Source organism: Amycolatopsis sp. NPDC051371 (genome assembly GCF_040682155.1).
Classification (GTDB): Bacteria; Actinomycetota; Actinomycetes; order Mycobacteriales; family Pseudonocardiaceae; genus Amycolatopsis.
This window is the reverse complement of the sequence record NZ_JBFBAG010000015.1, coordinates 177,927-189,175: the sequence shown is the minus strand read 5'-3', so window position 1 is coordinate 189,175 and position 11,249 is coordinate 177,927. Positions and strand designations below refer to the sequence as shown.

Genomic DNA, 11,249 nt, shown 5'->3' with positions numbered 1-11,249 from the left:
CGTTCGTCCTGAGCCAGGATCAAACTCTCCAACAATGAATAGTTTGATCGAGACTATGTACTCAATCATTCTCAAAGGAACCTCATACGAGGTTAAATTCAAGCTCTACTGGCTTAGTTCACTAGCACACTGTTGAGTTCTCAAGCAACACACTCTGGACTCGCCGCCTCATCAGCGGCTATATCCTCGGCAGTTGTTCCAAGCGATATTTAAAGCTTTTGGTCGAGCATGCCTCAGCCTACGGTGTTAGTCGTAGGGATTCGGCGGCCGCTCGTGGGCCGACGCTGAACATTACCCGGTCCGATCCGCGGTGTCAACCCGCTCGGCCCGGCCGGATCTTCGGGGCTTGCGGCCCCGGGGCGACCCGGCGTTCCTGGCGACGAAGAGAAGATTACATGCCCTGGAACCGGTCCCGAACAGGGGGGTCACTTAACGCCATTGCCGCAGGTCAGAGCGTATCCGAGCCCTACGACGGCAACGTCGCCAAGTAGCGCGGCGGGACCCGGGCCGGCGCGACCCGTTCGAAGTCGGCCGCGAGCGCGAGCATCCGGGCGTCCGACCACCGGGCGCCCATGAACGAGATGCCCACCGGGAGCGGTCCGGCGAACCCGGCCGGCACGGTCACATCCGGGTAGCCGGCGACCGCGGCCGGCGTCGACGACGGGATCACGTCGTCGTCCCCCACCGCGCAGTCGGTCTTCCACGCGGGCGGGTTCGTCGGCGACGCGATCGCGTCCAGGTGGTACTTCGCGAGTGTCTCGTCCAGGGACCGGCGGGCGAGGTCCGAGAGCTCGGCGCGCCCGGCGAGGTAACCCGGGTCGGTCGGCGGCGGCGCGGCCAGCGCCTGCTCGAACAGCTCCTGACCGGCGAAGCAGGTCTGCTCCAGCGGGTCGGCGCGGTTGTAGGCGATCAGCTCGGCCAGGTTCCGCGGGCCGCGGGGGCGGGTCGCGAGGTAGGCGTCGATGTCGCGGTGGAACTCCGTGAGCAGCGCCGGGAACTCCAGCTCGCCGAGCCGCGCCTGGTACGGCGGGGTCACTTCGACCACCGTCGCGCCGGCCTTGACCAGGGAGTCACGCGCGGAAGTCATGACCGCGTCCGTCGACGGGCCGAGCACCGGCAGCCGCCACAGCCCGATCCGCGCCCCGCGCAGCACACCCGGCCGAAGGAGCTTCGCGTAGTCCGTGGGCTGGGAGTTCGGGTACTGCGACGTGGCCGGGTCCGAGGGGTCCCTCCCCTGCAGGACCGACAGCGTCAGCGCGACGTCGACGACGTTGCGGGCGATCGGGCCGGCGGTGTCCTGCTCGGCGGAGATCGGCACGACGCCCGTGCGGCTGACCAGGCCGAGACTCGGTTTGTGCCCGACCGTCGCCGTCATCCCCGCGGGGCAGACGATCGAGCCGTCGGTCTCGCTGCCGATCGCCACCTGGGCCAGCGACGCGGCGACGCCGGCCGCGGACCCGGCGGACGACCCGCACGGGTTGCGGTCCAGCACGTACGGGTTGTTCGTCTGCCCGCCCACGCCCGACCAGCCGGACGTCGGCTTCGCGGCGCGGAAGTTCGCCCATTCGGAGAGGTTCGCCTTGCCGAGGATCACCGCGCCGGCCGCGCGAAGCCGCGTGATCAGCGTCGCGTCCTTCGCCGGGTAGCTCCGCAGCGCACGAGACCCCGCCGTCGTCCACTGGTCGCGCGTGTCGACGTTGTCCTTGACCAGCACCGGGATGCCGTCGAGAGGCCCGCGCAGGTGGTGCGCGCGCCGCCGGGCGTCACTCTCCCGGGCCTGCCCCAGCGCCGAAGGGTTGAGCGCCAGGACGGCGTTGACCTTGCCGTCGATCCGGTGGATCCGCTCGAGATAAGTGCTGGTCAGGCCCACGGCGGTGAGCCGGCCGGACGTCATCCGCGCCTGCAGCGCCGGGATGTCGGCGGAGTCGAGGTCGAACTTCGACGGAGGAGACGCCGATGCAGCCGGTGCCGTGGGGACGAGCACGAGTGCGGCGGCCAGGATCGCGAGGAACACCGGCCGCCGCCCCATCAGAGCACCGGCAGGAGGGTTCGGAGCTCGTACGGGGTGACCGCGCTGCGGTAGTTGTCCCACTCCACCCGTTTGTTCCGGAGGAAGAAGTCGTAGACGTGCTCGCCGAGCGCTTCCGGCAGGAGCTCGGACTTCTCCATCTCGGCCAGCGCCTCTCCCAGGTTCTGGGGCAGCTGCGCGTACCCGGCGGCGCGCCGTTCGGAGTCGCTCAGCTGCCAGATGTTGTCCTCGGCGGGTGGCGGCAGCTCGTAGCCCTTCTCGATCCCCTTGAGCCCGGCGGCCAGGATGACCGAGTACGCCAGGTACGGGTTGCACGCCGAGTCCAGGGTACGGATCTCCACCCGTCGGGATGACGCCTTTCCGGGTGAATACATCGGGACGCGGACGAGCGCGGAGCGGTTCGCCCGGCCCCACGAGACCGTCGTCGGCGCTTCACTGCCGCTGATCAGGCGTTTGTAGGAGTTCACCCACTGGTTGGTGACCGCGGAGATCTCCTTGGCGTGGTGCAGCAGGCCGGCGACGAACGCCTTGCCGGTCTCCGACAGCTCGTGCGGGTCCTCGGCGTCGTAGAAGGCGTTGCGATCGCCTTCGAACAGGCTGATGTGGGTGTGCATCCCGGAACCCGGCTGGTCCGTGAACGGCTTCGGCATGAACGACGCGCGCACGCCCTGGGTCAGCGCGACCTCCTTGACGACGTAGCGGAACGTCATCACGTTGTCGGCCATCGTCAGCGCATCGGCGTAACGGAGGTCGATCTCCTGCTGACCCGGTGCCCCTTCGTGGTGGCTGAACTCGACCGAGATGCCCATCGCCTCGAGGGTCTCGATGGCGTGCCGGCGGAAGTGCGTCGCCGTGGCGTGGCTGGCCTGGTCGAAGTAGCCGCCGTTGTCCGCGGGCTCTGGTTCGCTGCCGTCGTCCGGCAGGGTCGAGAGCAGGAAGAACTCAATCTCGGGGTGCACGTAGCAGGTGAAGCCCGCTTCAGCGGCCTTCGACAGCTGACGCCGCAGGACGTGGCGCGGGTCGGCCCACGACGGCGAGCCGTCCGGCATCGCGATGTCGCAGAACATGCGGGCCGAGTACGGGCCGCCGTCCGGGGTCTCCCACGGCAGGACCTGGAAGGTGGCCGGGTCGGGTTTGGCGACCATGTCCGATTCGTAGACGCGGGCGAAGCCCTCGATGGCCGAACCGTCGAAGCCGATTCCCTCGGTGAAAGCGCCTTCGAGCTCCGCCGGCGCGACCGCGACGGACTTGAGGAACCCCAGCACATCGGTGAACCAGAGACGGACGAAACGGATGTCGCGCTCCTCGAGCGTGCGGAGCACGAATTCCTGCTGGCGATCCATGGCCGCACCCTAACGACAGCGTGTTAACGGGATGTTTCACGACGCGCCGAGGGTGACGAAGTCACGTCGCGAGCACCGGGGCCGGGGCGGTCGAGCCGCGGGCGGGGGTGGCGTCCTGAATGAGTCATTCAGGTCTTGGGAGGTCCTGAATGACTCATTCAAGACCTTTGGCGAGCCACGGGCACCCGGGCCGTGACGACTTCGCCCCTGGGTCCCGGGCGCGCCGAGGGTGACGAAGTCACGTCGCGAGCACCGGGACGGACTTCTTCGCCCGTGTGATGGCCAGGGACGCGATCGACGCGAACACCGCCAGGACCGCGGCCGAGTACCAGGCCAGGTTGTAGTTCCCGAGCTGGTCGCGGACCAGGCCGGCGGCCGACGCGGCGAACGCGGCGCCGAGCTGGTGGCAGGCGAAGACCCAGCCGAACACGATCGGGCCGGCGTCGCCGAACGCGCGGACGCAGAGCGCGACCGTCGGCGGGACCGTGGCCACCCAGTCGAGGCCGTAGAAGAGGATGAACGCCCACATGCTCGGCTGGACCGAGTTCGTGAACAGCTGCGGGAGCAGGGCCAGCGAGAGGCCGCGAAGCGCGTAGTAGACGCCGAGCAGGATCCGCGGGTCGACGCGATCGGTGAGCCAGCCGGAGAAGATCGTGCCGACGACGTCGAAGACGCCGACCAGCGCGAGCAGGCCCGCCGCCGTCGTCTGCGGCATGCCGTGGTCGTGCGCGGCGGGGACGAAGTGGGTGCCGACCAGGCCGTTCGTCGTCGCGCCGCAGATCGCGAAGCCGACCGCGAGCAGCCAGAACGTCCGAGTCTTCGCCGCCTGGCCGAGCACACCCAGCGCGCGGCGGGCCGAGCCGGTCTTCGACGCCGGGCGCGCGACCTCGGCGTCGGCGGGCGCGCCGTAAGCCGTGGTGCCGACGTCGGCGGGGTGGTCGCGGATGACCAGCAGGACAACCGGGACGACGGCCAGCGCGGCGATCGCGATCACCAGCGACGCCGTCCGCCAGCCCGAGCCGACGGCGAGGTTCGCGATCAGCGGGAGGAAGATCAGCTGGCCGGTGGCGCCCGCCGCGGTCAGGACGCCGGTGACGACGCCGCGGCTGCGGACGAACCACCGGGCCGCGACGGTCGCGGCGAAGCTCATCGCCATCGAGCCCGTGCCCGCGCCGATCAGCACGCCCCAGCACAGGACCAGCTGCCAGCTCGCGCTCATGAAGACCGTGCCGGCCGCGCCGAGGGCGATGACGAACAACGCCGTCGCCGAGACGCGGCGGATGCCGAACCGCTCCATCAACGCGGCCGCGAAGGGCGCGAAGAGGCCGTAGAGCACGAGGTTGACCGAGACGGCCGAGCTGATCGTGGCCGTGGACCAGCCGAACTCCTGGTGCAGCGGGTCGATGAGGACGCCGGGGGCCGAGCGGAAGCCGGCGGAGGCGAGCAGCGCGACGAAGGCGGCACCGGCGATCAGCCAGGCGCGGTGCAGCTTCGGGGCAGGGCGGGTCTCGACAGTCACCCCAGCAGTCTCATCGCGCGCGTGACGAGCCGAAAGTGGCTTGAAGGACATCGTCCGCAAGAATCGGGCCACGCCGTCGTGCTCAGTAGGCTCAAGGCATGTCCCGCTTCACCCTCCTGCTCGTGCTCCTGCTGACGGCCGGCTGCACCGGATCGCCGGACACGCGGGGGCCGTTCCCGGCCGGCGCCGAGCTGGTCCGCGACGCGGCGGCGTCGTTCGCCTCGGTGCGGAGCGTGCACTTCGCGGCCGGCGTCAACGGCGTGCTGCCGGGCTTCCCGCTCCGGCTCATCGAGGGCGACGCGACCCTCGACGACGGCGGGACCGCGACCGGCACGGCCGACCTCCAGTTCGGCGACGACCACACGAAGTTCCGCTTCACCGTCCAGGACGGCGAAGTCACCACGGACCCCGACGTCGCGCGCGGCCGGATCCCGCCGATGTACGACGTCGGCACGTTCCTCGGCCCGTCCGCCGGGCTGAAACGCCTGCTGGACGGGGTCACCGACGCGAAGACCGAAGGCAAGGAGAACGTCGACGGCGCCGCGGCCCTGCGTGTCGGCGGCCGGGTGCCCGCGGCCGTCGCGCACAGCGTGCTGCCGCAGGTCACCGACGACATCATCGTCAAGGTGTGGGTCTCCGCGGACGGGCCGCGGCGGTTCGCCCGGCTCTGGGTGCAGGTGCCCTCGGCCGGCGACCACCTCAGCCCCGTCATGTTCGAACTGTCGCTGACCAAGCAGAACGAGCCCGTGGACCTCGGTTAGCAGCGGGTGCCGGCGGCCGGCGACGTCCCGTCGACGAGGTACGCGATCCCGGCGCGGTCGACGCAGGCGTCGCCTTGCAGGAACACCGTGTGCTGCACGCCTTCGTAGGTCAGCAGGACGCCGCCGAGGTCCTTCGCCAGGTCGATGCCCTGCTGGTGAGGCGTCGCCGGGTCGTGCGTCGTCGAGACGACCAGGGTCTTCGGCAGCCCGGCCGGGTGCGGCGCGTGCTCGGCCGACGTCGGCGGGACCGGCCAGGTCGAGCAGATGTCCAGCTCGCTCGTGTCGGGCGTGCCGCCGGCCAGGAAGGGCGCGCCGGCCAGCATCTTTTCGTGGGCTCGGTCGATCGCGGCCCGGTCGGTGACGCGGGTGTGGTCGGCGCAGCGGACGGCGAAGTACCCGTCGATCGCGCCGCTGTACTTGCCGTCGCGGTCGCGCTGGTAGTAGTCGTCGGCGAACGCCAGCAGCGTGCGGCCGTTGCCCTGGGCGACCTGGGCGAGTGCGGCTTTCAGGGCGGGCCAGTCGCCGCGTGAATAGAGCCCGGCGAAAGTGCCCGTGATCGCGTCCTCGAACGACAGCTTCCGGGTCCCGGCCGGGATGGGCTTCGTGATCAGCGGACGCATGAGCCGCTGAAACGCCGGGGTGCTGCCGGCGAACGGGCACGCGCACCACTTGCCGAACTCGTTCAGCGCGTCCTGGAAGCCCGCGGCCTGTGTGACCAGCGAGTCCACCAGGCCCTGCGCGGGGTCGATGGCGCCGTCGAGCAGCAGCGCGCGGACGTTCCGCGGGTACGCCTCGGCGTAGGCCGCGCCGATCTGCGTCCCGTACGAGTAGCCGAGGTAGGTCAGCTTCTCGTCGCCGAGCGCGGCGCGAAGGACGTCGAGGTCGCGTACGACGTCTCGGGTGCCGACGTTCGCGAGAAGCGTCTTGCCGTACTTCGACGCTTCGGCGCACTTCGCGCCGTACGCGGTCGTCTCGGCGAGCTGCTTCTTCACCCCTTCGGGCGACATGTTGCTTTCGACGTCGGACGCGCGGTCGGCGTCCTGCTCGGCGTCGGTGCGGCAGGTGATCCGCGGCTCGCTCGTGCCGACCCCGCGCGGGTCGAAGCCGACCAGGTCGAAGCGGTCGAGCAGGGGCGCGGCGGCCGGCGTCTTCGCCAGCGCCGCCGCGGTCGAGGTGCCCCGGCCGCCGGGTCCGCCGGGGTTCACGACCAGCGAGCCGATCCGCTGTTTCGTGGCCTTGTGCCGCAGCAGGCCGACGGTGATCGCCGGCCCGTCCGGCGCGGCGTAGTCCAGCGGCACGCTCAGGTGCGCGCAGTCCAAAGCCTCCCCGCATGGGCTCCAGGCGAGCTTCTGCGTGGTGAATTTCCCCAGGTCAGGAGGGCGGGACGACGACGATGACACCGGCGGCGGCACGGGCGCCGGAGTACCCGTGCACGCCGCCAGCAGCACCGCGCACGCGGCGAGGCCTACTGCCCGGTGCACCGGGTCCCCTCCGGCGGCAGCGTGCCGTCGACGAGGTAGTCCGTGCCCGCCTGGTCCACGCACTTCACGCCCTGCAGGAACACCGTGTGCTGCGTGCCTTCGAAGGTGAGCAGCGAGCCCTTCAGGCCCTTCGCGAGGTTGACGCCGGCCTGGTACGGCGTCGCCGGGTCGTTCGTCGTCGAGATGACCAGCGTCTTCGCCAGGCCTTCGACGTTCGGGACGTGCGGCTCGGAGGTGTTCGGCACGGGCCAGAACGCGCAGGCGTCACGGGCCGCCGAAGCGGGGCGGCCGTCGTCGAGGAACGGCGCCACCTTCACGTACTCCTCCTGCGCCTTGAGGATCACGGCCGGGTCGGTGACGCGCGGGTCGTCGACGCAGCGGATCGCCGTGAACGCGTCCTGCGTGGTGCCGTAGCGGCCGTCGGAGTCGCGCTCGTTGTAGATGTCGGCGAGCTTCTCCAGCGTCACGCCGCGCTGCTGCCGCAGCTCGTTCAGGCCCGAGTTGAGCGTGTCCCAGAGGGTCTCCTGGTAGAGCGCCTGGATGACGCCGGTGGTCGCGTCCTCGTAGGAGAGCTTGCGGCCGTCGCCGACCGGCACCGGGAAGTCGATCAGCGGGCGGACGAGGTCCTGGAACGCCTTGACCGCGGTGTTCGCGTCCTGGCCGAGCGCGCAGTCCTGCTGGGCGGTGCACCACTTCGCGAACTGGTCGAACGCCGTCCCGAAGCCCTGGCCCTGGGCGACCAGCGACTCGACCGCGTCCTGCTCGGGGTCGACCGCGCCGTCGAGGATCATCGCGCGGACGTTCTTCGGGAACGCCTCGGCGTAGGCCGACCCGATCCGGGTGCCGTACGAGTAGCCCAGATAGGTGAGCTTTTCGTCGCCGATGACCGAGCGGAGGACGTCCAGGTCCTTCACGACGTCCCGCGTGCCGGCGTTGGCCAGCATCCCGGTGCCGTCGTCGGTGCGCTGGGCGCACTTCGCGGCGAAGTCCTTCTCCTGCGACTCCTGCTTGAGCACGCCCGCCGGCGAGCCGTCCGTTTCGCTGTCGTCCGCGCGGTCGGCGTCGCGCTCCTGGTCGGTGAGGCAGTGGATGGCCGGCTGGCTGGCGCCGATCCCCCGCGGGTCGAACCCGACCAGGTCGAAGCGCTTGGCGAGGCCGGTGCTCGTCGTCGGCTTGACCAGCCCGGCGGCCGCGACCATGCCCGACGCGCCCGGGCCGCCGGGGTTGACCACCAGCGACCCGATCCGGGAGCCCTGCTCCGTCGCCTGGTGCCGGAGCAGGCCCAGCGTGATCGTGTCGCCGGCCGGCTTGGCGTAGTCCAGCGGCACGGTCAGCCGGGCGCACTGGACGTCCTTCGCCTGGAACGCCGACCGCGCGTCTTCCGACGTCGCGTAAGGTGCGCAGTCGCCCCAGCTCAGGCTCTGGCCGTAGAACCGCTCCAGACCGGCGGGGACCGGCCCGGACGGCGGGTGCGACTCGGTCGTGGGCGCGACCGGTGCCGGCTTGCCGGTGGACGTGCAAGCGGCCAGCGAGGCCGCGATCAGCACGGATGTCGCAATTGCGGTGATCCGGCGACGACCGGACCTGGCGCTGGGATGAGGGAACACGGTTGGATCGTCCCATCCGGCCGCGGAACTCGAACGCACCACCGCCACGTTGGGTGGGGCAGGCCGGTCGAGCGAGAGAGAACGGGAGACCAGGGGTGGCAGCACTGATCAGCCGGGTGGGCAAGAAGCTCCGCCGGATCATCCAGCGGCCGGGCAGCGTCGAGCTGACCCGCTACGAAGCACTGCTGCCCGCGGTCGAGAAGCTCGAACCCGAGCTCGAGAAGCTCTCCGACGCGGAGCTGACCGAGCGGGCGGGCAAGCTCCGCGAGACGCTGAAGGACACCGCGTTCGGCGACAACCAGCTGATCGAGGTGTGCGCGCTGGGCCGTGAGGCCGCGCGGCGCGCCCTCGGCGAGCGCGCGTTCGACGTCCAGATCCTCGGCACGATGGGCCTGCTCAGCAAGCACGTCGTGCAGATGGAGACCGGTGAGGGCAAGACGCTCGCCGGTGCGCTGGCCGCGGCCGGGTACGCGCTGCGCGGCAAGCGTGCCCACGTCGTCACGGTCAACGACTACCTGGCGCGACGCGACGCCGAGTGGATGGGCCCGGTGTACGCCCTGCTCGGCGTGTCGGTCGGCTGGGTCGAGCCCGCGCACTCCCAGGCGGAGCGCAAGGAGGCCTACGCCAAGGACGTCACGTACGGCGCGGTCGCCGAAATCGGCTTCGACGTGCTGCGCGACCGTCTGGTCTCGAAGGTCGACGACCTGGTCCAGCCGGACCCCGAGGTGGCGATCGTCGACGAGGCGGACTCCGTGCTGGTCGACGAGGCCCGCGTCCCGCTGGTGATGGCCGGCTCGATCGACCACACCGACGCCGACGACGAGGTCGCGAAGGTCGTCCGGCGGCTGCGGCTCAACCTGCACTACGAGACCGACAGCGAGGGCCGCAACGCCTGGCTGACCGACGCCGGCGCGTCCGTCGTCGCGAAGTCGCTCGGCCTGGAGGTCGACGACCTCTACGACGAGACCGCGTCCGACCGGCTCCCCGCGGTGAACGTCGCGCTGCACGCGCACGCGCTGCTCACCCGCGACGTCGACTACCTCGTCCGCGACGGCAAGGTGCAGCTCATCAACGCCGCCCGCGGCCGCGTCGCCGAGCTGCAGCGCTGGCCGGACGGCCTGCAGGCTGCCGTCGAGGCGAAGGAGCAGGTCACCGCGACCGACCGCGGCGAGATCCTGGACTCGATCACCGTCCAGGCACTGCTCGCGCGCTACCCCGAGGTCGCCGGCATGACCGGTACCGCGGTCGCCGTCGCCGAGCAGCTGCGGGAGTTCTACGAGCTCGAGGTCGCGGTCATCCCGCCGAACACCCCGAACATCCGCGAAGACCAGGAAGACCGGGTCTTCGCGTCGCCGTCGCAGAAGCTGCGGGCGATCGAGGAGGAGATCCGCACGGTCCACGAGACCGGGCGGCCGATCCTCGTCGGCACCCAGGACGTCGCCGAGTCCGAGGAGCTGGCCGAGAAGCTGGCGAAGGTGGACCTCGAGTGCGTCGTCCTCAACGCGCGCAACGACGCCGAAGAGGCGTCGATCATCGCCGAAGCGGGCAAAAAGGGCGCGGTCACCGTGTCCACGCAGATGGCCGGCCGCGGTACCGACATCCGGCTGGGCGGCACCGACGGTGCGTCCCGCGACGAGGTCGTCGAGCTGGGCGGGCTGCACGTCATCGGCACCGCGCGGTACCCGTCGAGCCGGCTCGACGGCCAGCTGCGCGGCCGCTCCGGCCGCCAGGGCGACCCGGGCAGCGCGATCTTCTTCGCGAGCCTGAACGACGAGCTCGTGCTGTCGAACGCGCCGGACGTGCCCGAGGGCATCGTCGACGACGAAGAGACCGGCGAGATCACCGACAACGCGGCGTTGCGGCAGCTCAACCACGCCCAGCGCGTCGCCGAGGGTGTCGACCTGGAGATCCACCGCAACACCTGGCGCTACACGCGGCTGATCGAGCGGCAGCGGCGTGACCTGCTGGTGCACCGCGACAAGGTGCTTCGCACCGCGTACGCGGCGGAGCAGCTGGAGAAGGCGCACAAGGAGAAGTTCGGCGAGCTGAAGGAGAAGCTGGGCGACGACCAGGAGAAGCTGGAGCAGCTGTGCCGCGAGGTGCTGCTGTTCCACATCGACCAGCTCTGGTCCGACCACCTGGCGTTCCTGACCGACGTCCGCGAGAGCATCCACCTCCGGGCGCTGGCGCGGGAGACGCCGCTGGACGAGTTCCACCGCGCGGCGATCCCGGAGTTCCACAAGATCATCGCCGAGGCCGACTCCCGGGCGGCGAAGACGCTCGAAGAGGCCGAGCTGACCGACGACGGCATCGACCTCGGCGAGGCCGGCGTCCGGCGGGCGAACACGACGTGGACCTACCTGGTGCACGACAACCCGTTCGACTCGGACTTCGAGCAGACCATCAAGAAGGTCCGGAGCATGATCAAGCGGAAGTAGCTTCTTTCTCGGAAAACCCCCGTCCGGTTCGTCCGGGCGGGGGTTTTCTCGTTTGCGCCAGCCGGAAGAAT

Annotated in this window: 7 protein-coding genes; 2 read left to right on the top strand and 5 right to left on the bottom strand. The window is 70.5% G+C overall.

Annotated features, from left to right (window positions below):
- Nucleotides 1–466: 466 nt before the first annotated feature.
- The 3 genes from AB0M59_RS20510 to AB0M59_RS20500 all read right to left on the bottom strand — a co-directional run bounded on the left by AB0M59_RS20510 (nt 467) and on the right by AB0M59_RS20500 (nt 4,891).
- A complete protein-coding gene (locus AB0M59_RS20510) occupies nt 467–2,029 on the bottom strand; it encodes an amidase (RefSeq protein ID WP_364617130.1) in 1,563 nt (520 codons plus the stop codon).
- Nucleotides 2,029–3,372, bottom strand: coding sequence for a type I glutamate--ammonia ligase (gene glnA, locus AB0M59_RS20505; RefSeq protein WP_364617129.1), 1,344 nt, complete (start codon nt 3,370–3,372; stop codon nt 2,029–2,031). The genes AB0M59_RS20510 and glnA overlap by 1 nt, the downstream gene beginning before the upstream one ends.
- Nucleotides 3,373–3,610: 238 nt before the next feature.
- Nucleotides 3,611–4,891: an MFS transporter gene (locus AB0M59_RS20500; RefSeq protein ID WP_364617127.1), complete on the bottom strand. Its 1,281-nt coding sequence runs from the start codon at nt 4,889–4,891 to the stop codon at nt 3,611–3,613.
- Between the two features lie 98 nt (nt 4,892–4,989).
- Here AB0M59_RS20500 and AB0M59_RS20495 point away from each other — a divergent pair, with 98 nt between their 5' ends.
- On the top strand, nt 4,990–5,652 hold the full coding sequence (locus tag AB0M59_RS20495; RefSeq protein ID WP_364617125.1) for an LppX_LprAFG lipoprotein: 663 nt from the start codon (nt 4,990–4,992) through the stop codon (nt 5,650–5,652).
- Here AB0M59_RS20495 and AB0M59_RS20490 read toward each other — a convergent pair.
- The gene (locus AB0M59_RS20490) at nt 5,649–7,133 is read right to left on the bottom strand and encodes an alpha/beta hydrolase (protein ID WP_364617123.1); all 1,485 of its coding nucleotides are present in this window, start codon (nt 7,131–7,133) and stop codon (nt 5,649–5,651) included. The two genes, AB0M59_RS20495 and AB0M59_RS20490, sit on opposite strands and share 4 nt — an antisense overlap.
- Entirely contained in the window at nt 7,118–8,680 is a 1,563-nt protein-coding gene (locus AB0M59_RS20485; protein WP_364617121.1) for an alpha/beta hydrolase, read from the bottom strand. Before AB0M59_RS20485 ends, AB0M59_RS20490 begins: the two co-directional genes overlap by 16 nt.
- Before the next feature lie 155 nt (nt 8,681–8,835).
- Here AB0M59_RS20485 and secA2 point away from each other — a divergent pair, with 155 nt between their 5' ends.
- Nucleotides 8,836–11,178, top strand: a complete 2,343-nt coding sequence (secA2, locus tag AB0M59_RS20480) for an accessory Sec system translocase SecA2 (protein WP_364617119.1) — start codon at nt 8,836–8,838, stop codon at nt 11,176–11,178.
- Nucleotides 11,179–11,249 lie beyond the last annotated feature (71 nt).

What these genes read in the sequence shown, in the direction of transcription:
- AB0M59_RS20510 (WP_364617130.1), bottom strand. Translation starts at nt 2,029, where the DNA reads ATGGGGCGGCGGCCGGTGTTCCTCGCGATCCTGGCCGCCGCACTCGTG.
- glnA (WP_364617129.1), bottom strand. Translation starts at nt 3,372, where the DNA reads ATGGATCGCCAGCAGGAATTCGTGCTCCGCACGCTCGAGGAGCGCGAC.
- AB0M59_RS20495 (WP_364617125.1), top strand. Translation starts at nt 4,990, where the DNA reads ATGTCCCGCTTCACCCTCCTGCTCGTGCTCCTGCTGACGGCCGGCTGC.